The organism is Bifidobacterium catulorum (assembly GCF_003129925.1).
GTDB lineage: Bacteria > Actinomycetota > Actinomycetes > Actinomycetales > Bifidobacteriaceae > Galliscardovia > Galliscardovia catulorum.
In genome coordinates this window covers 161163-185833 of sequence record NZ_QFFN01000001.1, presented here as the reverse complement: position 1 = coordinate 185833, position 24671 = coordinate 161163, and the positions used below count along the sequence as shown (strand labels likewise).

The 24671-nt window shown below is 61.7% G+C and carries 18 protein-coding genes; 16 read left to right on the top strand and 2 right to left on the bottom strand.

Annotated elements, in window-relative coordinates; all coding sequences use genetic code 11:
* The first annotated feature begins 3 nt into the window (after positions 1-3).
* The 4 genes from DF200_RS00785 (at position 4) to DF200_RS00770 (ending at position 5843) form a co-directional block, all read left to right on the top strand.
* Positions 4-1575: a sodium/proline symporter gene (locus tag DF200_RS00785; RefSeq protein WP_109136473.1), complete on the top strand. Its 1572-nt coding sequence runs from the start codon at positions 4-6 to the stop codon at positions 1573-1575.
* 124 nt (positions 1576-1699) lie between these two features.
* Complete coding sequence (locus tag DF200_RS00780) at positions 1700-4357, top strand: UvrD-helicase domain-containing protein (RefSeq protein WP_109136472.1); 2658 nt, start codon at positions 1700-1702, stop codon at positions 4355-4357.
* Positions 4358-4629: 272 nt separating this feature from the next.
* Positions 4630-5256: a 30S ribosomal protein S4 gene (gene rpsD, locus DF200_RS00775; RefSeq protein WP_109136392.1), complete on the top strand. Its 627-nt coding sequence runs from the start codon at positions 4630-4632 to the stop codon at positions 5254-5256.
* A gap of 218 nt (positions 5257-5474) precedes the next feature.
* Positions 5475-5843, top strand: coding sequence for a YccF domain-containing protein (locus DF200_RS00770; protein ID WP_109136391.1), 369 nt, complete (start codon positions 5475-5477; stop codon positions 5841-5843).
* Positions 5844-5871: 28 nt separating this feature from the next.
* On the opposite strand, the gene DF200_RS00765 is transcribed toward DF200_RS00770, so the two are convergent.
* Positions 5872-6543, bottom strand: a complete 672-nt coding sequence (locus tag DF200_RS00765; RefSeq protein ID WP_109136390.1) for a winged helix-turn-helix domain-containing protein — start codon at positions 6541-6543, stop codon at positions 5872-5874.
* A 164-nt stretch (positions 6544-6707) separates the two neighbouring features.
* On the opposite strand from DF200_RS00765, the gene DF200_RS00760 reads away from it, so the two are divergent.
* The 7 genes from DF200_RS00760 (at position 6708) to mltG (ending at position 13529) form a co-directional block, all read left to right on the top strand.
* Positions 6708-7538, top strand: coding sequence for a histidine phosphatase family protein (locus tag DF200_RS00760; protein WP_109136389.1), 831 nt, complete (start codon positions 6708-6710; stop codon positions 7536-7538).
* Positions 7539-7617: 79 nt separating this feature from the next.
* The gene (locus tag DF200_RS00755; protein WP_109136388.1) at positions 7618-8295 is read left to right on the top strand and encodes a histidine phosphatase family protein; all 678 of its coding nucleotides are present in this window, start codon (positions 7618-7620) and stop codon (positions 8293-8295) included.
* An 83-nt stretch (positions 8296-8378) separates the two neighbouring features.
* A complete protein-coding gene (locus tag DF200_RS00750) occupies positions 8379-8780 on the top strand; it encodes a DUF948 domain-containing protein (protein ID WP_109136387.1) in 402 nt (133 codons plus the stop codon).
* Position 8781: 1 nt separating this feature from the next.
* A complete protein-coding gene (locus DF200_RS00745; RefSeq protein WP_109136386.1) occupies positions 8782-9027 on the top strand; it encodes a hypothetical protein in 246 nt (81 codons plus the stop codon).
* A 125-nt stretch (positions 9028-9152) separates the two neighbouring features.
* Entirely contained in the window at positions 9153-11834 is a 2682-nt protein-coding gene (alaS, locus tag DF200_RS00740) for an alanine--tRNA ligase (RefSeq protein WP_109136385.1), read from the top strand.
* 22 nt (positions 11835-11856) lie between these two features.
* Positions 11857-12339 (top strand): Holliday junction resolvase RuvX, encoded by a 483-nt coding sequence (ruvX, locus tag DF200_RS00735; RefSeq protein ID WP_109136384.1) that lies wholly within the window; start codon positions 11857-11859, stop codon positions 12337-12339.
* Positions 12336-13529: an endolytic transglycosylase MltG gene (gene mltG, locus DF200_RS00730; protein ID WP_109136383.1), complete on the top strand. Its 1194-nt coding sequence runs from the start codon at positions 12336-12338 to the stop codon at positions 13527-13529. The genes ruvX and mltG overlap by 4 nt, the downstream gene beginning before the upstream one ends.
* 19 nt (positions 13530-13548) lie before the next feature.
* On the opposite strand, the gene DF200_RS00725 is transcribed toward mltG, so the two are convergent.
* Positions 13549-13911 carry a peptidase A24 gene (locus tag DF200_RS00725; protein WP_241520062.1) on the bottom strand — a complete coding sequence of 121 codons (363 nt, stop codon included), beginning with the start codon at positions 13909-13911 and terminating at the stop codon, positions 13549-13551.
* A gap of 177 nt (positions 13912-14088) precedes the next feature.
* Here DF200_RS00725 and aroC point away from each other — a divergent pair, with 177 nt between their 5' ends.
* The 5 genes from aroC (at position 14089) to DF200_RS00700 (ending at position 24667) form a co-directional block, all read left to right on the top strand.
* Entirely contained in the window at positions 14089-15276 is a 1188-nt protein-coding gene (aroC, locus tag DF200_RS00720; RefSeq protein WP_109136381.1) for a chorismate synthase, read from the top strand.
* An 11-nt stretch (positions 15277-15287) separates the two neighbouring features.
* Positions 15288-16904 carry a bifunctional shikimate kinase/3-dehydroquinate synthase gene (locus DF200_RS00715; protein WP_109136380.1) on the top strand — a complete coding sequence of 539 codons (1617 nt, stop codon included), beginning with the start codon at positions 15288-15290 and terminating at the stop codon, positions 16902-16904.
* A gap of 12 nt (positions 16905-16916) precedes the next feature.
* Positions 16917-17366, top strand: a complete 450-nt coding sequence (locus DF200_RS00710) for a type II 3-dehydroquinate dehydratase (RefSeq protein ID WP_109136379.1) — start codon at positions 16917-16919, stop codon at positions 17364-17366.
* 268 nt (positions 17367-17634) lie between these two features.
* Positions 17635-21207 carry an SNF2-related protein gene (locus DF200_RS00705; protein ID WP_109136378.1) on the top strand — a complete coding sequence of 1191 codons (3573 nt, stop codon included), beginning with the start codon at positions 17635-17637 and terminating at the stop codon, positions 21205-21207.
* A 52-nt stretch (positions 21208-21259) separates the two neighbouring features.
* Positions 21260-24667, top strand: coding sequence for an Eco57I restriction-modification methylase domain-containing protein (locus DF200_RS00700; RefSeq protein ID WP_158275734.1), 3408 nt, complete (start codon positions 21260-21262; stop codon positions 24665-24667).
* The last annotated feature ends 4 nt before the right edge of the window (positions 24668-24671 follow it).

The following is a 24671-nucleotide window of genomic DNA, read 5'->3' as shown; positions in this document are numbered from 1 at the left end:
GCCATGGTCCTGTATTTCGTGGCCATGCTATCGATCGGATTCTTCTACTCGCGCCGGTCGAATTCATCCGCATCGCAGTACTTCGCCGGCGGCAGGGGAGTGGGCCCCTGGCTCACCGCGCTCAGCGCCGAGGCCTCCGACATGTCCGGCTGGTTGCTCATGGGACTGCCCGGCCTCGCCTACTTCACCGGCGTCGCGGACGCCGGATGGACCGCCGCGGGACTCGCCATCGGTACATATCTCAACTGGAGGATCGTGGCCAAGCGACTGCGCCGGTATTCCGTGGCTGCGGGCAACGCCATCACCATACCCGACTACTTCTCCAAACGGTTCGGCGACACCAGGAACATCCTTTCCACCCTCGCCGCCCTCATCATCATCGTGTTCTTCGCCGTCTACGTCGGCAGCTGCTTCGTCACCGTGGGCAAGCTCTTCGACACGCTCTTCGGACTCGACTACCATCTGATGATGGTGGCCGGCGCCATCGTCGTCTTCCTCTACACCGTCATCGGAGGATACCTTTCCGTCGTATTGACCGACTTCATCCAGGGCATGCTCATGTTCTTCGCGCTGGCCGTCGTCTGCGTCGGCACGGTGGCCAACGCCGGGGGCATCGACCATGTCGCAGCCTTCCTCGGCGGCATCCCCGGCTATCTGAGCGCCGGCCACACCGCCACGCCGAGCCTCGACCCGTCCACAGGCATGCAGCTGACGCAGGGAGGCATGCCGCTGTTCGGGGCGCCCGCGGACTTCGACGCCATCACCATCGTCTCGCTGCTGGCCTGGGGCCTCGGATACTTCGGCATGCCCCAGGTGCTGGTGCGTTTCCTCTCCGTGCGCGACGCCGAGGAGATCAAACAGTCCCGCATCATCGCCACCGTATGGGTGGTGATCTCGCTCGGCTGCGCCATCGCCATCGGTATGCTCGGACGCGCCATGCTGCCCACACAGTTCGGCAGCCAGTCCGCCGCCGAAAGCGTGTTCATCGTGCTGAGCCAGATGCTGCTGCCGAGCTTCGTGTGCGGCGTGGTCGTCTCCGGCATCTTCGCCGCGTCGATGAGCTCCTCGTCGAGCTACATGATCATCGCCGGCTCCGCCGTGGCCGAGAACATCTACCGCGGCATCTTCCGACGCAACGCATCCGACCGGCAGGTGATGTGGGTCGCGCGCATCACCATCCTCGTGGTGTTCGTGTTCGGCTGCGTCATCGCATCCGACCAGAACTCATCCATCTTCCAGGTGGTCTCCTATGCGTGGGCGGGACTGGGCGCGTCCTTCGGCCCGCTCATGCTGTTCAGCCTCTACTGGCGTCGCACGAACGTCCCCGGCGCCATCGCCGGCATGGTCTGCGGAACCGTGACCGTGTTCGTCTGGAACATCCTCGTCAAGCCCCTCGGAGGTGTATTCGGCATCTATGAGCTGCTTCCGGCGTTCCTCGTCTCCGCATTGGCCATCGTCGTGGCGTCGCTGGCCACCAAGCCGCCATCGAAGGCGATCACCGACGTGTTCGACCACTACATGGACGACGACACGAACCTGGGGGAGCTTATCGAGGAACACGCCGCGAAACGGTGACGGCCATTCGCGGGACGACGTCCCGGCTCCTTCGCTTGACCGAGCCGGATGGTAGATTGCTGTACTCGGTTTTCGAGTGTGGAACAACCACGACGGCAGCATCGTAAGGGGAACGCGAATGATGATGAACGAACAGCCCGAAGTCATTGCCCGCAGCGCCGAAGAACTTCTGGGCGGTCTCAACGAGCAGCAGGCCGAGGCCGTGAGATACGACGGCCCGGCGCTGCTGATCGCCGCCGGCGCGGGGTCGGGCAAGACGCGGGTGCTCACACGGCGCATCGCGTGGCTGCTCAGCCAGGTCGGCGCATGGCCGAGCCAGATCCTTGCCATCACCTTCACCAACAAGGCGGCGGCCGAGATGAAGGAGCGCCTCACCACGCTCATCGGGCCGGTGGCCCAGCGCATGTGGGTCTCCACCTTCCATTCGGCATGTGTGCGCATCCTGCGCCGGGACGGAGAAAAAATCGGGCTCAGGTCCGGGTTCTCCATCTACGACACCGCCGATTCGCAGCGGCTCGTGAAGATCATCTGCACGGAGCTCAACATCGACGTCAAGCGGTATACGCCGCGTTCCATCCTCGCCCACATCTCCGACTACAAGAACGGCCTCATCGACTGGCGTACGCGGCTCAAGGAGCATGCCCCGCAGTTCAAGCCGGGGCAGAGGGGCTCGAAGATCGGCGGTTTCGGCGACGTCGAGGAGCTCTACGCCTGCGTATACGCCGAATACCAGTACAGGCTGGCCACGGCCAACGCCGTGGACTTCGACGACCTCATCATGCGCACCGTCGAACTGCTGCGAGCCGATCCCATGACGGCCGAATACTATCGGCGCAAGTTCCGGTACATCCTCGTCGACGAGTATCAGGACACCAACCATGCCCAGTACGTGCTGGTCCGCGAGCTCGGCGGCGTGGACTCGGGAGGGGCACGGGAGCCCGGCGCCCGCGGCGCCGGCAGGACGGGTCCCGCATGGATCACCGTGGTCGGCGACTCCGACCAGTCCATCTATGCGTTCCGCGGGGCCGACATCCGCAACATCCAGGAGTTCGAGAAGGACTTCCCCGACGCCAGGACCATCCTGCTGGAGCAGAACTACCGATCCACCCAGACCATCCTCAGCGCCGCCAACGCGGTCATCGCACTCAATCCGGGCCGCAAGCCGAAGAGGCTGTGGACCGCGCTCGGCGACGGGTCGAAGATCATCGGCTACGCCGCCGACAACGCCCAGCAGGAGGGCGCGTGGATCGCCGGCGAGATCGCAAGGCTGACGGCAGAGGAGGGCTTCCGGTACTCCGACATCGCGCTCATGTACCGCGCCAACGCACAGTCCCGCTCCCTGGAGGAGGCGCTCATCAACGCGCGGATCCCGTACCAGCTCGTCGGCGGCACCAAGTTCTACGAGCGCAAGGAGGTCAAGGACGCCATGGCCTACCTTCAGGCGATCGCCAACCCCTCCGACGACGTGAACCTGCGCCGCATCCTCAACGTGCCGAAGCGAGGTCTTGGTGCGCGCGCCGAGGCCGTGCTCACCGCGTTCGCCGCCGAGCATCGTACCAGCGTATGGGAGGCCCTCGAATCTCTCGAATCCATGCCGGATGTCCCCACCCGCACCGCGAAGCTCCTGACGCAGTTCCGTGACCTCATGCGTGCCCTGCAGACGTTCGCCGCCGGGAACGACGGCAGCCCCAGCGAGATCGTGGCGGAGGTCCTGGAGAAATCCGGGTTGGTGGCCGAATTGAGGAAATCGACCGACCCACAGGACATGACGAGGGTGGACAATCTGTCCCAGCTCCAGTCCACGGCGGCGGAGTACGAGCAGAACACGCCCGATCCCACGCTTAACGGTTTCCTTGAGACCACGGCGCTTGTGGCCGACAGCGACCAGCTGCCCGACGGGGACGAGGACACCGGCAAGGTCACCCTCATGACCCTGCACACGGCCAAGGGGCTGGAATACCCCGTGGTGTTCCTCACCGGCATGGAGCAGGGGACGTTCCCCCATTCCCGGGCCATGGAGAACGAAAGCGAACTTGAGGAGGAGCGGCGTCTCGCCTATGTGGGCATAACGCGCGCCCGGCAGGTTCTGTACGTCACCCGCGCCGCCGTCCGTGCCCAATGGGGGCAGGCCGCCGAAATGCTGCCGAGCCAGTTCCTCGACGACATCCCCGAGAACCTCATCGAGTGGAAGCGCCGGGAGACCGGCGTGGACTCCCTGCGCGGCGGCTGGCGCGACGACGGTGACGACGAGTTCGGGGGATTCGAAGGAGGATACTCCTCGTCGTCATCGTCATACGGGTCGCGTTCCCGTTGGGGGTCGGCGTCGCGTCGTGCGTCGTCGGACCGGTCATCGTATGGGTCGTATGGGTCGTCGTCCTCCCGTGGCGGATACGGGGGCGGGTCGTACGGATCGGGGCATGGCTCACGAGGCGGCTCATCCCGCGGAGGATATTCATCCGGTTCGTCGTATGGTTCGTCGTATGGCGGTTCGTCGTCGGGCCGATCGGGCAGGGTGACCACAAGACGCATGAAGAAGGACCTGCTCGATTCACTGACGAAGGCGAAGAGCGCGGCGGCCGCCAAGGCCGCGGAGTCGTCGCGGCCGAGCCAGCTCGATGTGGCCGACTTCCATGAAGGCGACAGGGTGTCCCATGACCAGTACGGTCTGGGCAAGGTCATCGCGGTGGAGGACAAGGGCCGCAACTCGGTGATCACGGTCGACTTCGGTTCCGACGGCGTCAAACGGCTTCTGCTGCGAGTGGCCCCGATAGAGAAGCTGTGACCGTCCGGCGGTTGCCGGCGGGGACTTCCCGACATGCCTGGGCCGTCAGTGAATTGACCGGTTCGGTGCGAAGGTGTAGAATTTACGTCTTGGTGTCTGCCAACCGGCAGGACCTATCTGGAGTCTTAGCCCGTCAATGGGTCGGCGGCGTCCGCAAGGACGCCGTTCGCGTGTCATCAAGACGCGGTGAAGCATTGGAGAGGCCGACTCAGCGCATGGCGCGTCCATGCGTTCCGTTCAGATAACGACAGAAACAAAGGATGAGTCAAACCATGACTAACGTTCAGCGCTCCCGCCGTCAGGTGCGTCTTTCCCGCGCCCTCGGCATCGCCCTGACCCCGAAGGCCCAGCGAATCTTCGAGAAGCGTCCGTACGCCCCCGGCGAGCACGGCCGCACCCGTCGTCGCACCGAGTCCGATTACGCCGTCCGTCTGCGTGAGAAGCAGCGTCTGCGCGCCCAGTACGGCATCTCCGAGAAGCAGCTCCGTGCCGCCTACGAGAAGGGCACCCATGAGCCCGGACAGACCGGCAACGCCATGCTGCAGTTCCTCGAGTCCCGTCTCGACGCCCTCGTGCTGCGTGCCGGCTTCGCCCGCACCACCGCGCAGGCCCGCCAGTTCATCGTCCACGGCCACATCATGGTCGACGGCAACAAGGTCGATCGTCCGAGCTACAAGGTCAAGCCCGGCCAGACCATCCAGGTCCGTCCGAAGAGCCAGACCATGGTTCCGTTCCAGATCGCCGCGGAAGGCGTGCACCGTGACGTGCTGCCGGCCGTCCCGGGATATCTTGAGGTCGACCTCGCGCAGCTGAAGGCCACCCTGACCCGTAAGCCCGCAGCCGAGGAGATTCCGGTGCAGGTGAACATCCAGTACGTGGTCGAGTTCTACGCTCGCTGATCGTCTTCGATCATCGCCCTGCGTGCCGAAAGGCCCGCAGGGTTTTTCTTTTCCCGCGCGCCTGCCTTCCCTGATGCCTTCAGGGTGGAATGGGGGAGGAATCAGGGTGAACCCGCATGGCGGTCCATGATCGAATCCCCGATAATGGAGTCATCGACGATTCCAAGAGACGGGACTGCAAATGATTGCAGTATTCCGCGAAAAAAGGGGAGAAGACCATGAGACTCATCGGTAACATCATCTGGCTGATATTCGGGGGACTGTTCCTGGCCATCGGCTGGGCCATCATCGGACTCGTGCTGTGCATCACCGTCATCGGCATCCCACTGGGTGTGCAGGCCTTCAAGATGGCGCAATTGACCCTGACGCCGTTCGGCAAGGAAATCGTCTATGGGGGAGGACTTGGCTCGACGCTGCTCAACATCGTCTGGCTGCTGCTGGCAGGTCTGTGGATGGCCATCGGCTACGTCATCGCCGGTCTCGCCAACTGCATCACCATCATCGGCATCCCGTTCGGACTGCAATCGTTCAAGATGGCGAAACTCGCGCTGATGCCGTTCGGCGCCACCGTGATGCGGGGCGCTTGAGGGCCGCCTCCCGCGGGAAGTTGTCGGCCTATCCGATGCGGTAGCTGTCGCCGTGCTTCGTGATGAACAGCCCGACGCGGCGCATCTTTCGTATGAGCCGGTACATCACCGTCGTCATGATGTCCCGTTGCTCGAACACTCCGCGGCCGCACACGCGTTCGAGCAGCTCCTCGAAGGAGAGATAGGAGCCGTCCGCCTCGATGAGGGCAAGCAGTGCGGCGTATTCGCGGGGGGAGAGGGCGATCGGCGTGTCATCGCCGTAGAAGGCCTGTTTGGATTCGGTGTCAAGCACCAGGCCGCCGCGGGCCAGCAGTGGCCCATGTCCGGTGCCATGCTCCCGCACCATCCGCACATATGCCAGAAGCTGCGCGTCGGAGAAGGGCTTGTCCAGCAGGATTCCGGCGTGTACCGATGCGAGCTCGGAGGGCAGCGGCGACCTCGTCCCGGCCCGCCCCAATGCGGGGGAGCGCAGCATCATCGTCGGCGCGGTCTGCATATTGCGCAACACGATGTTCCATTGATCCGGATGGGATTGGAACGGGAACCCGTCGTCGATGATGACCAGATCGGCGCGGACGTCGTCGGGCGGTTCCTCGTCGGCGGGCACGGGGAATGCGATCACCGTATGATGCGCCCTGCGAAGCGTGTCGCCCAAGGCGTCGCGAAGCGCCGGGCTCCCGGCGGCCAGTATGATATCCATGATGAAATCCCGTTCCGCATGGTCTATGGTCCTCGATACCCCTCAACAATAGGCCCCATATCGGAAAACCCTGTTTTGCCCGTCTCTCGTGCGTTCGGCTCCCGGCATCATCCTATGATGATGAACCGTAAGGCCCACGGGCACGTCAGACGGGACGGGACACCATGATTACCGAAGTGATGCTGATACGGCACGGACGAACCGCATACAACCTCGCGCACCGATTGCAGGGACAGATCGATGTGCCCCTCGACGTCATCGGGCAATGGCAGGCCGACCAGACCGGCTACGAGCTCGCCAGAAGGTTCTATTGGGCCAAGGTCTCCAACATCGCCCGCCATCCGGATGCGCTGCCCCAGCCGGGGCCCGGCGCCGCCGAGCTCAGCGACATCGACGAGTACCGCAACGCCCCGGTGGCGGGACGATCCATGATCGTCATGTCGTCCGACCTGTTCCGTGCGGAGCAGACGGCCCATGCGTTCGCGGACCTGCTTGGTCTGCCGGTCATACTCGACGAACGGTTCCGGGAACGCAGCTTCGGTCAATGGGAGGGGCTCACCCGTCCCGAGATCAGGCAGATCGACGATGCCGCATACCGTTCGTGGCGAGCCCACACGGGCGGCGAACTGCGCTATGGCGTCGAAAGCCGTGTCGACTGCGGCCGCCGGGGCGCCGACGCCCTGAACGCGATCGTGTCCGTCCACGAGAACGATGACGAGGACACCACCCTGGTCGTGGTCAGCCACGGTTCGTGGATCGTGGCGACGGTGGAGACCCTGATCGGCATGAATCCGGACGGGTTGAACGGGCTGGGGGCGATGCGCAACGCCTTCTGGTCGAGGCTCACCCCCGGATGTCGTCCGGGCGGCAGGCGCGTCTGGTCGTTGAATGAGTTCAACACCGGACCGCAGGTCGCCGGTCTTCTGGACTGGGAGAACGGCCCCGCCGACCTGCGGCATGAGGAGATGCCGCGATGGAAGCCGCTGGTACAGTGATGGGGACGGCGGCCGTCGACGGTGTCGACCAGGCCGGAATATCCGAATCATGCCGCGTAAACGATGGGAATGAGGAGAAATGACGTTTCATCTGCATCTGGTCCGACACGGACAGACGTATTTCAACCGATACAACCGCCTGCAGGGGTGGTCCAACTCGCCGTTGACCGAGTCCGGCGTCGCCGACGCCGAAAAGGCCGGCCATAAGCTGGCGGACGTCGAGTTCGTCGCCGCTTATTGCTCCGATACCACGAGGGCCGAGCTGACGGCGCGGTCGATCCTCGACATCAGCGAGGCGGCCGGGCATCGGCGTCCGCCGCTGACCGTGGACATGCATTTCCGGGAGCAGTTCTACGGGTACTACGAGGGGCTCGACATGGCCATGGCCTGGTATGCGGCCGGCGCCCCCCACGGGGTGAAGACCTACAACGCCATCGTCGAGCGATATGGTCTGGCGGCCACCAAGGACTTCCTCAAGGAGGCCGATCCGTTCCATGACGCCGAAAGCGAATCCGAATACTGGCGGCGCATCGAGGGCGGCTTCGACATCATCGCCGCGAACGCGGATCTCCATGACGGCGACGATGTCCTGGTCATTTCACACGGCAACACGTTGTTGAGTCTTATGCATCGGTTCGCGCCGGCCGGATACGACCTGACCGAACGTCCCGCGAACGGCAGCGTGACCGTATTGGACTACGATCCGTCGAAGCCCCTGGACGAAGGCGGCATCACCATCGTCTCCTACAACCAATGACGCCGGTGTTCGCATCAGGTGATAGCCTGTTATGCTGTATTGCGTCCAAGACGCACGAAATCGTCAGGAAATGAGGTATCGGCATGGACATCGGCCAGATCGCCGGATTGATCGCCGCCATCGCGTTCGCCATACTGGCGGGATTCATGATCTACCCGCTTATCCGTCTGGGGAAGCTGTTCGATCAGATCGCACAGACCGTCAAGGACACCGGCGACCATGCCGTTCCGGCGCTGGACGAGGGCGTATCCACCGTGCAGAAGGTGAACCGCTCCCTTGATGACGTCAACGCCATCTCCGACGCCGCCCAACGCTCCGCCACGAACGTGGGGGCCCTGACCGACCTCTATGGCTCCTTCCTCGGCAAGCCGGTCATCAAGGCCGCGTCCGCCGCATGGGCGGTGAAGGCGACCGCACGGGATTTCCTGAACAAACGCGCGGCCGGCGAGACGACCGCGAACGACGGCACCGCCAAGGGGGAGTGACATGTTCAAACGACTGCTGTGGATCACCATCGGCGTCGGGGTCGGCGTGATGGCCGTGACCAAGGCGCAGGCCTATGTCAAGGCGCATACGCCCGAACCCGCCCGCAGTTTCGTGTTCGGCCCCGAGCAGGAGCAGCCCTCCATCACGCTCCAGACCGTGCAGTCGCTGTTCGACGACTTCCAGACGCACCGGCGGGCGCGCGAGGAGGAGCTCAACCGGCAGTTCATCGAGAAGGCGTCCCGCTAGCATCCGTCGGGAGGGCGCGCCGCGCACGTCTTCCCGAATCGCCGCATCCGCAGCAGGGTCCGCCACGGCCGGGCCGATTCCACAACGTTCGATCCAGACCAATCAACATAAGGAGCCGCACATCCATGCGCACATCGGAAATCGCGAAACGATACCTGGACTATTTCGCGAAGCAAGACCATATGGTCGTTCCCTCGGCGTCCCTCATCTCGCCGAACCCGACCACCCTGTTCACCATCGCCGGCATGGTGCCGTTCATCCCGTACCTCCTCGGTGAGCAGACCCCGCCCCATAAGCGCATGGCCAGCAACCAGAAGTGCGTGCGCACCCTCGACATCGACGAGGTGGGCAAGACCACCCGCCATGGCACGTTCTTCCAGATGCTCGGCAACTTCTCCTTCGGCGACTATTTCAAGGAGGAGGCCATCCACTATGCGTGGACGCTGCTGACCACGCCGCAGAGCGAGGGCGGCTACGGCTTCGACCCCGAGAAGCTGTGGGTCACGACGTACACCGACGACGAAGAGGCGCGCTCCCTGTGGCGCAACGAGGGCTTCGACCCCGAGCACATGCAGATCTTCGGCATGGAGGACAACTTCTGGACGACCGGCGGCCCCGGCCCCGGCGGCCCCTGCTCCGAGATCTACGTCGACCGCGGCCCCAAGTACGGCAAGGACGGCGGCCCCGCCGCCGACGAGACCCGCTTCATCGAGATCTGGGACCTCGTGTTCGAGAACTACGAGGTGGACAACGTCAAGTCCAAGACCGACCTGCACATCGTGGGCGAGCTGGAGAACAAGAACATCGACACCGGTGCCGGTCTGGAACGCCTCGCCTACCTCATGCAGGGCAAGGAGAACATCTACGAGACCGACGAGGTCTATCCGGTCATCGAGGAGGCCGAACGGCTCTCCGGCCTCAAGTACGGCGAGAACGAGGAGGCCGACGTGCGCTTCCGTGTCGTCGCCGATCATGTGCGCTCCGCGCTCATGATTATGAGCGACGGCGTGCGCCCGAGCAATGTGGGCCGCGGCTACGTGCTGCGCCGCCTGCTGCGCCGCACCGTGCGGTCCATGCGCATGCTGGGCGTCACCGACGAGGTGCTGCCCCACCTGTTCCCCGTCTCCAAGGACGCCATGGCCCCCAGCTACCCGGAGCTCAACGACACCTTCCACGAGGTCTCCGAATCCGCCTACGACGAGGAGGACGCCTTCCGCCGCACCCTCGACAAGGGAACGTCCATCCTCGACGTCGCCGTGAACCGCGCCAAGGAATCCGGCTCCGAGCCCACAGTCTCCGGCAAGGACGCGTTCACGCTGCACGACACCTACGGCTTCCCGATCGAGCTGACCCTGGAGATGGCCGCCGAACAGGGCGTGAAGGTGGACGAGGCCAAGTTCCGCGAGCTCATGAGCGAGCAGAAGTCCCGGGCACGTGCCGACGCGCTGAAGAAGCGTCACAACGTGGACCTCTCCGTGTACGACGACTTCAAGAAGACGCTTGAGGCGCCGCTCGAATTCCTCGGCTACACCGACTTCTCCAGCCGCTCCAACGTGCTGGGCATCATCCAGGAGGGCAAGGGCTCCGTCCCGGCCGTCACCGCCCCCGCCACCGTGGAGGTCGTGCTCGACCGCACACCGTTCTATGCGGAGGCCGGCGGCCAGCTCGCCGACCAGGGCGAGATCCTCGCCGACGACGGCGCCGTGCTTGAGGTCGACGACGTGCAGCACCCCATCAAGGGACTGACCGTGCACCAGTGCCGACTGACCGAGGGCACGCTCGTCCGCGGCGCCAAGGTCACCGCCACCATCGACCAGGCCCGACGCGGCGCCATCGCCCGTTCGCACACCGCCACCCACATGGTGCACAAGGCGCTGCGCGAGGAGCTCGGCCCCCAGGCCACGCAGCGTGGTTCCGAGGATGCCCCGAACCGTCTGCGCTTCGACTTCCAATGGGGCAAGGCCCCGAGCAAGGGTGTCATGAGCGCCGTCGAGGCACGGGTGAACGACCGTCTGCGCGACAACCTCGCCGTCACCACCCAGGAGATGAAGTTCGACGACGCCATCGCCCTCGGCGCCATGCACCTGTTCGGCGAGAAATACGGCGACATCGTGCGCGTCGTCTCCATCGGCGAGGACGGCTGGAGCCGTGAGCTGTGCGGCGGCACCCACGTGGACCACGTCGGCAAGATCGGCGCCGTGTCCATCATGTCCGAGGCCTCGGTCGGCACCGGCGTCCGCCGCGTCGACGCCGTGGTAGGCCAGGGCGCCTACGAGTACAACGCCCGTGAGCACGCCCTCGTCTCCCAGCTTTCCGACAAGCTCAACGCACGTCCCGACGAACTGGCCGAACGAGTCAACGCGCTGCTCGCCAAGCTCAAGGAGTCCGACCGCCGTCTGGCCTCCATGTACGAGAGCAACCTCGCGGGCCAGGTGCCGCAGCTCGTCGAGAATGCGAAGAACAGCACTGACGACATCGTCGTGGCGGCGCGGAACGTGGGGCGCTTCGGCTCGGTCGACGCCTTGCGCAAGACCGTGATGGACGTCCGCGGCCGCATCGGCGAAAGCAAGCCTCTGGTGGTCGCCCTGTGCGGCGAGGGCGAGAACGGCAACCCCGTCATCATCGTGGCCACGAACTCCTCCGCCCGCGACAACGGCGTGAAGGCGGGCGACCTCGTCCGCACCGCGTCCAAGGTTCTCGGCGGCGGCGGTGGCGGCAAGCCCGACTTCGCCCAGGGCGGCGGTCAGGACGCGTCGAAGGTCGACGACGCCCTTGCCTCGCTCAAGGCCCAGGTGGCGGGCCGCTGACCGCGGACGATCGGCTGGGCATATGGCGACCGATAAGTCATGCTGGCTGGGCGTCGATCTCGGCAACGCCCGGGTCGGACTCGCATTGTCCGACCCGGAGCTCACCCTCGCCCACCCCATTGGCAACATCCAGGTGCGGGGAGACTATTTCCAGGCCCTGTACGACGTCCTGGACGTCATCGAGGACAATCACGTATCCCACGTGGTCGTCGGATACCCGTTGCTGTTAAATGGAACGGAAGGGGCAAGCGCCAAGAAGGCACGCCGCTGGGCCGGAAACCTCCGGCGACGTCTCGAGGGCGCGGGGATTGCGGCAACGGTGCAACTCCTGGATGAACGTATGACCACGGTCAGCGCGCATCGCCAGCTTCTCGAAGCGGGATTGGGCATGCGCGCGCATCGACCGAACGTGGACCAGCAATCCGCCGTGGTGCTGCTGCAGGCCGCTCTGGACGCGGCCGACCGGCATGGTAGGCAGACGGATACTGATGTGGAGGCTTTATGAGCGACGACGATGATATGCAGGATTTCTTCGCCGAACAGACCCGCTGGGTGGGAGCGGGCGGGGAATCCGAGTTGGATCCCTCCATGCCGCCCCGTCCGCCTCGGTCGAGGCGGGAGCTCCGTAAGCATCGTCGCAAGAAGCAGCGTTCCCGAGTGGTCAAGATCGTCGTGGCCGTCTTCGTGCTGGCGGCTGTGATCGGCGGCGGCTGGTTCTTGTACTCCAACCTGTCGGCCGCACGCGACAAGGTGCAGGTCTCCCGCACCCAGGCCCCGGATTATCCGGGACCGGGCAGCGGAAGCGTGGAGTTCACCGTCGAGAACGGGCAGAACAGCGTGCAGATCGGAGACAGCCTCACCAAGGCGGGCATCGTCAAGTCCAGCGTGGCGTTCCAGCAGGCGGTGACGAACTCCGGCCTGCAGGACCAGCTGCAGCCGGGCACGTTCGAGCTGCGGTACCGCATGAGCGCCGACGACGTGGTGAAGATCCTCACCGACTCCACCAAGGCCACGGGATTCCTCGTGGTCAATCCGGGCGAACGGTCCTCGGCCGTCATCGAACAGGCCGCGAAGCTCTCCGGCATCGACAAATCCGAATTCGACAAGATCGTCAAGGCCAAGGGCAAGGGCATCCTGCCGTCAGAGGCCAAAGGCAGTTTCGAAGGCTGGCTGCAGCCGGGCAACTACAACGTCAAGGGCAAGAAGTCGGCTTCGGCCATCCTCAAGGAGATGGTCGACAAGCGCATCGAGCACCTTGATTCGCTTGAAGTGCCCACGGGATCGAAGCGCGAGGAGATCCTCATCATCTCGTCGATCATCGAAGGCGAGGTGAACCAGAGCTCCTACTATGGCAAGGTCTCGCGCGTCATCCAGAACCGACTCGCGAGGAACATGCCGCTGGGCATGGACTCCGTGGTCGCCTACGGCAACAACGTGGCTCCGCGAGCCCTGACCCGCGCGATGCTCAACGACGGGAAGAACCCCTACAATTCGCGCATCCAAAAGGGGCTGCCGCCGACTCCCATCAGCCAGGCTGGGGACACGGCCATCAACGCGGCCATGCACCCCGAAGACGGCGACTGGCTGTACTTCGTCACCGTGAACCTCGACACCGGCGAGACCAAGTTCACCGCCGATCAGGCCGAATTCCAGAAGTACGCCAAGGAGTACGAGGCCTGGGAGGCCAAGAACTAGGAGGCGTAGGAGGCGAGCGTCACAGCGCGTTGAGTGCCGCCGCCGTGAACGCGGCGGCCACGATGGCCGGGGCGAAGGGGATGGAGTCCCCGCCCCGGCCTCGCTGTATTCCCAACATGGCAAGACCGAACAGGCCCATGAACAGCCACCATACGGCCACGGCCTCGACCCCGAGGCATCCGACGGCCAATCCCATCAGCAGCGTGCATGTCACGTCGCCGAAGCCGAGCGCCCCGGGCCGGACCAGCGCCAGTGCCAGCTGCACGAGCGTGCACGCCAGCGCGAATCCCATGGACCATGCCAACGGCGCCCACGATCCCGACCATATGCACCATGCGACGATGCATGCCAGCTGCGCGGCCGACCCCGCGGCGACGACCATGCGGGGCACTCGTCGTGTCCGAATATCGGTACAAGCGATCATGATTCCGGCGATTGCGCTAGGAATAAGGAAAAGGTATGCCATTGAACGTAAGATATACCGAGGTTAACGACAAGTAACCGGATGCGCGGGGATCGAGGTCCCGCGGCATTCGGCATCGATAGAAGGAGAAGGGCGATGTTGCGCTGGCAGACGGCAGGGGAGTCACATGGCGAGGCCCTGGTGGCCATGATCGAGGGATTGCCCGCAGGCGTCGAGGTCACCTCGCAGGATATCAAGGACGCGTTGGCCCGTCGCCGGCTGGGCTATGGCCGTGGTGCGCGGATGAAGTTCGAGGAGGACAAGGTGCGTCTGCTCACCGGTGTGCGGCACGGCTCCACGCTCGGCTCGCCCATCGCCATCGAGATCGCCAACACCGAATGGCCGAAGTGGACCGAGGTCATGAGCGCCGACCCTCTCGACCATGATCTGCCGCAGACCGGCCGCAACGCGGCTCTGAGCCGACCGCGTCCCGGCCACGCGGACCTTACGGGCATGCGCAAGTATGGTTTCGACGACGCCCGCCCGGTGCTGGAACGCTCCAGCGCGCGAGAGACCGCGTCCCGTGTGGCGCTCGGCGCCGTGGCCGCCAAATTCCTTGAGCAGACGCTCGGCATCCGCACCGTCGCCCACGTGATCTCCATTGGCGGCGCAGGTGTGGACGAGGGGGCGCCACTGCCCACGCCGGACGATCTTGAGGCCTTGGACGCATCCCCCGTGCGCACGCTCGACAAGGAGGGCGAGCGTCGCATGATGGCGCGTATCGACGAGATCAAGAAGTCCGGGGACACCGTCGGCGGCGTGGTCGAGGTGCTTGCCTACGGCGTGCCCGCCGGTCTTGGCACCCATGTGGAGTCCGATCGTCGTCTCGACGCCGCCCTCGCCTCGGCGATCATGGGCATCCAGGCCATCAAGGGCGTGGAGATCGGCGACGGCTTCCTTGAGGCGCGGCGTCCCGGCTCCCAGGCCCATGACGAGATCGTGACCGACGAGAACGGCCGCATCACGCGCCTGTCCAACCATGCGGGAGGAATCGAAGGCGGCACCTCCAACGGCGAGGTCATCCGCGTGCGCGCCGCCATGAAGCCCATCCCCTCCATCCCGCGCGCCCTGCGCACGGTGGATGTGCTCACCGGCGAGGCCGCACAGGCCATCAACCAGCGTTCCGACACCACCGCCGTCCCCGCGGCATCCGTCGTGGCCGAGGCCATGATGCGTCTGACGCTCGCCAGGTTCGCGTTGGAGAAGTTCGGCGGCGACAGCGTCACCGAGACGCGCAGGAACGCCGAGAACTATCTGGCCTCGTGGCCCGAGCACATGCGCTGATGGGGGTGGGGATGCCGAACGTGATTCCCAAGGCCGTGCTCATCGGCATGCCCGGGGCCGGCAAGACGCGCATCGGGCAGGATGTAGCCACGGTGCTGAACGTGGAGTTCAGGGATTCCGATGTCGAGATCGAGTCCCGTGAACGAATGCGGATTCCACGGATCTTCGAGGAGCGTGGGGAACGGGAGTTCCGGGCCATCGAAAGCGATGTGATCCTGGGGTTCCTGCATGGGTTCGACGGCGTGTTGTCGCTCGGAGGCGGCGCGCCCATGACGGAAAGCGTCTGCGACGCGCTTGAACGGTACATCGATGAGGGCGGCGTCGTCGCCTATCTCGATGCGGATCCGAACGAGGCCATCGCCCGCGCCTCGCGTTCCGGCAACAGGCCTCTGCTCGCGGACGGCGCCGCCAGGAAATGGCGGAGGCTGTATGCCGAGCGCAGGCCGGTCTTCGAACATCTGGCGAATCTCATCGTGCATACGAAAGGAAAGACCCCCATGCAGGCAGCGAAGAACATCGCCGACACCGTCAACGAGCATGTCGTCCATGTCGACGGCGCCGACCCGTACGACGTGCGCATCGGCGCCCATGTGGTCAATCATCTCGCCGAAGTGCTCGGCAGCGGGCCGGTTAAGGTCGCGATGATCCACACCACGCCGGTGCAGCGTCATTCCGACCGTGTGCGCACGCTGCTGCGTCGCTCCGGCTACGACGTGTCCGATATCACCATCCCCGACGCCGAGGCCGGCAAGACCATCGAGGTGGCCAACGGCATCTGGAAGAGACTGGGCGAGGAGGGGTTCACCCGCTCCGACGCCGTCGTGGGCATCGGCGGCGGTGCCGCGACCGATCTTGCGGGCTTCGTGGCCGCCACGTGGATGCGCGGCATCCGCTACGTGAACTGTCCGACGTCGCTGCTCGCCATGGTGGACGCCTCCACGGGCGGCAAGACCGGAATCAACACGGAGGCCGGCAAGAACCTCGTCGGCAGTTTCTACACGCCGGCCGGCGTGCTCGCCGATCTGACCACGCTTGGTTCGCTGCCGAACGACATCTTCACCGAGGGCCTCGGCGAGGTGGCCAAATCCGGCTTCATCATGGACACCGAGATCCTGCGGGTCCTGGAGGACAACGCCGAGGCGCTGCGAACCTTCGATCCGACGGACATCACGCCGGACCTCGAAGCGGTGATCGCCGAACTCGTGGAACGCACCGTGCGCGTCAAGGCGCATCACGTCTCCGCGGACCTCAAGGAGAAGGGCCTGCGCGAGTTCCTCAACTACGGCCACACCATGGGTCACGCCATCGAGAAGCTTGAGCATTTCCGCTGGCGCCACGGCAACGCCGTCGCCGTCGGCATGGTGTATGCGGCCGAACTGTCGAACATCCTCGGATACATAGACCGAGACCTCGTCGACTACCATCGGTCGCTGCTCACGTCGCTCGGCCTGCCCACCAGCTGGAACGGCGGCGGATTCGACGACGTGCTTGCACTCATGCACAAGGACAAGAAGGCCCGCGGCAGGATGCTGCGCTTCGTCGTGCTCGACCGCCCCGGCCACGTCATCCATCTCGATAATCCGCCGGCCGACGCCGTCGAAGAAGCCTTCCGCCGCATCCAGAAGTAAGGAGACAACACCATGGCCACCAAAGTCATCGTCGTCAACGGCCCCAACCTCGGCCGCCTCGGCGTGCGCGAACCCGACGTCTACGGTCATCAGGACCTGGAGACGCTGCGACGCGACTGCACCGCATGGGGGAAGGAGCTCGGCCTCGATGTCGAGGTGCGGCAGACCGACGACGAGGCCGAGATCATCGGCTGGATGCATCGCGCCGTCGACGAAAAGACCCCTGTCGTCATGAACCCGGCCGCGTTCACCCACTACAGCTATGGGCTGTCCGACGCCGCGCACATGGTCACCGATGCCGGACTGCCGCTCATGGAGGTGCACATATCCAATCCGGCCGCACGCGACGCCTTCCGCCGCTACAGCGTGATCTCCCCGGTCGCCACCGGCACCATCACCGGCATGGGCTTCTACGGCTACAGGCTCGCTCTGGAGGCCGTTGCCCACCTGCTCGCCGAGTGACGGTGTTCTTCCCGGCCCCGTCCGCCACGCCACGAGACGGGGCCGAACTTGTCGTTACCGACGTATGACCAGTATTGGGATGGCGGGGCCAGAGCCGTCGGGACAATGCGAAGCGGTATATTCCTGAGTGGATTGAGTCAGAATCCACCATGCTTTCGCCGAGCCAGATTCCTGTAATGTATGTCAGGCTGCACATTGGGTGCGTGCCGCCCTCGATTCGCGTATCATCGTATGCACGATTGTCGGGATAATCATATAGGGGGCATGTATGTCGGACTACATCCAGTTCGTGGATAACAGAAAACAGTCCTTGGGCGACATCCTGAGGCAAATAGCAGGTAGCGGCAAGTATCAGGATCTGTCCATTGTCACCGGATATTGGGATATGGCCGGCACCACGAAACTCATAGACCTGATCCAGGACTATCGCTCCGTCAGAATACTTATTGGAGCTGAGCCCTACTCGAACCGCAGATTGAATCTCACCAACATATACAAGGACTTCCCAGATGCCGACATCGCCGCAGACCTGAAGGATTTGGAAAACCTCCCTGAAGACCGAATCGCCCTCTACCGACGCACGGCGCGCATCCTTGCCATGATGATACGCGAACGTCGGTTGGAGGTGCGTATCTGCCGCCGCCCATTCATCCATGCAAAGGAATACGTATTCGGATCCTACGATACCAGCGGAGCGATCGGCATCATCGGGTCATCGAATTTTACAGGACGGGGCCTGTCCGATATCGAAACGGGAGGGAACGCCGAACTTAACTACTTGGAAGACAATGAGCCCATTGTGCTCTACCAGCCGCGTAATGAACAACAGCAATATGGTCATCTTTCATGGTTCGACGACATGTGGAATCTGCCTGAAGTCCAGCCATGGACCGGTGATTTCCAGGAGATTCTCAGCAACTCGCCCGTAGGAAACCGTGCCTACGGGCCGTATGACGTATACATCAAGGCACTCACGTGCCTGTTTCCCGACGAGCTGGCTCCATCACTGGATATCGAACAGAGCAACGACGATGTGCTTTACACGTATCAGAAACGAAATGCCGGACTCCTGATAAGCAAACTGCATAAGAACAGAACGGCGATATTGGCGGACTCCGTCGGTCTGGGAAAAACCGTGACCGCGGGAGCGGTCATCCGCCACTACCACGACAACGGCAAACGGAATATCGTCATCCTTCCGCCGGCCAAACTCAAAGGGCAATGGCGTCAGGACCTCAAGGAATTCTTCAATCTTGATGACCACGACTACAGCCTCATATCCCAACAAGACATTCCCGCAATCCAGCAGCTCACCGAACTCTACAAGAAGTCGTATCCGGCAGATCTCATCGTTATCGACGAAGCCCACAACCTCCGCAACGAGCGGTCGGAACGATTCAAGACCGTGCTCAATCTTGTTTCCAGCAATCCCGAGGCCAAAGTATTGCTCCTTACCGCCACTCCAATCAACAACGGGTTCAAGGACCTCGTCAGTCAATTGGAGCTCGGCCTTGGTGGACGTCTCCAATCCGGAATCATGGTGACATACCAAAACTCCACCGACAACACCTCTACGCAGACCCAGGACTTCTTTGACTTCCTCAAGGAACTGGACACGCGACGAAAAACCGCCGAACGCAAAGGAACCCAATTCGACTGGGAGACCTACCGACAGCCATTGTCGCAAGGCATCAGCCATTTCATCGTCCGCTCCACAAGACAAGGCGTCCAAGAGGAATCGGCACTGCAGAGTGCGGGAAACAAGGTTGGATTCCCCAACAATGTCTTCCACACCATCGAGTACGCATTCCCGCAAACGGCTGACGAACAGGTCAGAACCGTTCTCGCCAAGCACCGGGATGTATTCGAAGGAATAGATCCCCTTGCGGTGGATGAGGACGCGCTCGCGGACGAGACCCAAAGGATTCTCCATCCGATTGACATCGTGCATCAGAATCCCGGCAAATACCTCGCGGGTGGGCCTACGGAGAATTCACTGGTCAGGGACGTCGTATCCCTGATATCCCTGATGGGATTTCCCGCGTATCGGTCGATACTATACCGGTGGGAATACCGTACCATGTCGGCGGAGCAACTCGGTCTGGTCGATATCTCCGAGGATGCCCTGACGGAGCTGCGTTCCGCGATGACCATCCATAATATCTTGCAGACTATCTGGATGAAACGTCTCGAATCCTCCCTTTCGGCGTTTGTCGAATCGGTGAAGCGATATCGGAAACGTCTGGAGAAGTTCTCTTCCTGTCTGGATCGTGGATATGTGGTGGAGACGACCGCGCTATCCATACTCGATGACGACGACGAAGAGCAATCGCGGCTTCCGTTCTGGGATGATTCCGAACAGTACACCGACAGCAATTTCGACGCCTTGGGCGTCTCCTACGAGAAAATCGATGGCGGGTCGTTCGACGTGGACGCTCTTCGCAAGGACATTCGGCGCGATTATGCGATTGCCGATGTTCTTATCGAAGGACTGACCGCTTGCATCGATGAAGGAATGGATGCCAAGATCGATGCTTTCGCCTCACAGTTCATGCAGACCTTGCGTGATGGGAGATTCGGCGGGAAGGTGCTCGTCTTCAGCGCATATGCGGACACCATTGATTACCTGCGTGAAAGGCTGCCGAGAACACTTGGGCATGGCATCCCCGATTTTCGGGAGAAGTCAGCGTTCCTTACCGCCCAGGCATCCGATTTGGAAGGGGTCGTTGGCCGGTTCTCTCCGCAATCAAAGAAGCGCATACTCGACAGTGATGAACGGGAACTCGACTATCTGTTTACCACCGATGTGCTTTCGGAAGGGCAGAATCTGCAGGATGCGGCGATTCTCATCAACTATGACCTGCATTGGAACCCCGTGCGCATGGTGCAGCGCAATGGCCGTATCAATCGTCTTGGTTCGAAATTCAAGCAGGTGCTTATCGGCAACATGGCCCCGACGGACGATCTGGAATACTATCTGGGTCTGCTTTCCCGTCTTCAGGGAAAGATAGACACCATCAAGAACTCCATCGGTACCGATCAGGGCATTCTTACTTCCGCGGATGAGAATCCCATCGAGTATATACAGGACTTGTATAGCGGGGATGACGATAAAATCCAAAGCGTAATGGACAGCGTGGATGCCGACAACGATCTGCTGTCCTGGCGGGACAAGCATGTCTACGCGCTTAGGGAGTTCATGCAGAACGGTTCTGAGAATGATGTCGCGCGTGTCGTCTCCATGCCTCGTGGCAAATGGAATTTTCTTCCTGAGTCCGTGAGCGCACCCCATACGGTATTGACCTTGTGCGAGCAGCAAGGCGGTGTCGGCAACGGATTGAATTATCGTTTCGTGCGTGTCGATACCACCGATGCCCGCCCCGCGGCGGTCCTGACCAACGAGCAGGCGTTGGAACTATTGCGAACCGCACCGGATGACAATGCGAGGAGAATCGACAACGTCGATATTGACCGTAAAGCGGTAGAGGAGCGGGTCATGATCATGGCCGGCGCCCGGAAACAGCGAAATCCCGCCGGCAGGTTCCGGCCGAAGCACGATTCTCGATATCTGGCAGTGTTGCAACAGCAGTTGGGTAGAAACTCCCTGCTGACTGACCTTGGCAAGGTCCAAGGGCTGGTCCAGGCTCGTCAGCAATATGACAAGCTTATGAAACGACTGAAAAACGAAGCGAAAAAGGTTGCCCAACTGGACGATCTCATCATTAGCGACCAGCTGCTGAATGACTGGCGTGCATTGCTTGATGACGATATTCAGGATAAGCCCTCGCCACAGGGCCGGTGGTGTTGCGTGTTCAGCAGCATGTCGGCCACGTTCCGATGATTCTGCAGGGTATACAATCCATATGATGTCCACAGGAAGGAACGGCACGGCCATGATTTCATTCACCAATCTCCAGCAGGCGCTTGACGACTACCGGGATTGCGTCGACACCTGCGCCGAAAACGATGCTGAACGAAAGTATGCCGCGGCGCAGGTGGCTCTGCAGATCATGGCCATTCTTCAAGGAGAGGCCGATGCCAGGCCGGACGTCAAATCGGCATTGAACAATTTCGCGGAAGTGGATTGGAATGGTTTCCGGCACGAGGAATGGTTCACCATCCATCCAAGATTTGAAATGCCCATGGTCTGTGAATTGGCCGATGGGGAGACTCTCGATGCCATGTTCATAGGGCTCAAGGGATCCGCCACCAAATCCCGTATCAGCGCTTGCGGTACGTTGACGGACCATTGGGAGGACGGTCTCGGTCTCGTATCCAACATCTATGAGTTCGCTCCCGTGGGACTGTATTTCTTCGCCCCCTCTAACTCCGCATCGATTATCATCGCGGTTTCGAGGTCGCAATCACACAGCTTGCGCACAATGGAGTTGTGTGGACATCTATCGAATACGCAGAAGCGGATTCTTAACGGTCTGTATGGGCTGCTGTCCGGCGCAGGCTCCGGCAGTCATGGAGCTTCCGAACTGGACAAGGGGAAGATTCATACCGCCTTGTGGGAGGCGTTCAACGTCTCCGGGGTCAACAAGCGGTTCTATGCAGGCATAGTCACGCGATTCAACGAATTGGTACAGGCCCTTGTCTCCTCCGGCCATGACGAAGGTGAGGCCAAGATGTTTGCCAGTCGTCTGATAGGCCGTATTCTATTCGTCTGGTTCCTGAATCAGAAGGGGTTCCTCAACCCTCGTGAACGATATCTGGAAATAGGTTCGTTGGAATCCGGTGAATATTACGAGCGCAAGTTGAAGCGTCTGTTCTTCGGTACGTTGAACACCCCGAAAGATAAGCGGGCCGGAGACGGCGATGCCGCCACGCCTTTCCTCAATGGAGGTTTGTTCGAGGAACGGGCCACTGATTTCCCCGAAGAGCGTCTGGTTTTCCCCGATGGATTCTTTAACGGCCTTTATGACCATTTCCATCAGTTTGATTTCACGACTGATGAATCCACGTCGGACTATGAGCAGGTGGCCATCGATCCGGAAATGCTCGGCCGTATTTTCGAATCGCTGCTTGCCGAGCAGATGGATGATACCGGCAAGACCGCACGCAAGGAGAAGGGCGCGTTCTATACGCCGCGTGAGATCGTGGCTTACATGTGCCGTGAATCGTTGAGACAGTATCTGTATCGTGCACTCGGTCACGAGGACACCGTGCGTGGGGGAGTGGACCGGTTGCTGGATACGCCGGAGAACGAATGGGAGACCGCCTCCGATTCCCGGGGCTCTCTTTGGAACGCGAACAACAGGACGATGCTTCCTCTGGCCATCAAAGCGTTGGATGATGTCCGTGTATTGGATCCTGCCTGTGGTTCCGGGGCGTTTCCCATGGGCATGTTGCAGCTGCTGATGCGTTGTCGGACCCGTCTGCTGGGGAAGCGCGCGGTCGCCGATGCCTACCAGCAGAAGCTGAATATTCTGCAAAAGAACATTTTCGGCGTCGACATCGAGCCCATGGCCGTGGAGATCGCGCGTCTCCGTGTGTGGCTGTCCATGATCGTGGAGCGTGAGAACATCGCTCAAGTGGAGCCGTTGCCCAACCTCGACTTCAAATTCGTGTGCGCCGATTCGCTGATTCCCCTGGCTGATGATGCCGTTGACGGTGCCGAGCAGTCACATGGCCGCACCATCGGCGACGTGGCTCTTACCAGTGGTTCTCTTGGACAGGGAGCCTTCGATTTGACTGATGAAAGGGACGGTTTGAACCGTCTCAAGGAGATTCGCACCCAGTACTTCACCACCACCGATCCTGATGCGAAGGGACGGCTGATGAAGGAATTCGAGCATACGACGCAACGAATCGGCGGAGACGACATGTCCACGGACCGAGCCGTACAGATAGCCAGTTTCCACCCTCATGCGTCCATCAGCTCCGAATCGGGGCATGCCCCGTTCTTCGACCCTGAACTCATGTTCGGAGTCGAAGCCTTCGACGTAGTCATCGGCAATCCGCCTTATGTGCAGTTGCAGAAGATGTCCAACAAGGCGGTGTATGCCGCGTTGGATTACCGCTCATACAACAGGACCGGCGACCTGTATGAGCTGTTCTACGAGCGTGGCGCTCGGCTCCTGTCCGAACATGGTGTACTCGACTACATCACTTCCAACAAGTGGATGCGTAATCGGTACGGCAAGGAGCTGCGCGGATATCTGACCGACAACACCGAGGTGATCTCCCTGATCGACTTGGGTGCCGGACGATTCAGTAGCGCCACTGTGGATACCAACATCATGTTGCTGGGACGTGGCAAAACCAAGGCGGTGCCATCGGCGGTCAGATATGAGGATACGTCTCTTGACGGCATCGCCGACTACGTCAAGGCTAATGCCACGACCATCCCCTTCGGATACAACGATAGGGGGAGCGAGAAGAGGGGTTCTGGACCTTGGGTCATCCTCACGGACGTGGAGCGGTCCATCAAAGGCAAGATGGAAGAGGCTGGTACCCCGCTCGGCGAGATGGATGTGCGCATTTATCGAGGAATTGTGACCGGATTGAATGACGCCTTCATCATCACCAAGGAGAAGCGCGACGAACTGATTGCAGCAGACCCGAAAAGCGCCGAAATCATCCGTCCCGTTCTTCGGGGCCGTGACATCAAACGTTACTCCTACGAGTTCGCCGATCTATACATATTGGCATTGTTCCCCTCGCTCAAGAAGAACATTGACGACTACGCAGCGGTCAAGGATTGGCTTATCAACGGCGATTGGGTATTGAAAGGACGAGCCCATAGCCCGATTGGCTCCGGCATGCTCCGGCTTGAGCAGACGGGTGCGAAACATACTTTTGAAGGTGTGACGTTCAAAGCAAGAAAAGCTACCAGCAACCAGTGGTTTGAGACCCAGGACGCGATCTCGTATTATGGCGATTTCGCGCAACCGAAAATCGTATGGGGAGAAATATCCGACCAAGCAAAGTTTGCCTTGGACAGCACAGGAATATGCATCCCAGAAGCAACTGCTTTCCTTATGACGGGACAAAAGCTGAAGATTATTCTTGGATTCCTGAACTCGTCATTATCGGAATACTATTTCTCCACTTTGGGTACGACGACGGGCATGGGAACAGTTCGCTGGAAGAAGTACACCATAGAGCAACTGCCGATTACCCAAATGTCGGATAATGATGCACACGACTTCGAGAAACTCGTTGATTCCCGGATTGGCGCAAAGCTTCCCCTAGCGGCTGACATCGACAGGGAAATCAACGAGTGCATCAGCAAACTTCTTGGATTGGACGCCGGAGAGTTTCGCTTTATAGAAGACTTCCGTTCTTCACGATGAAGAT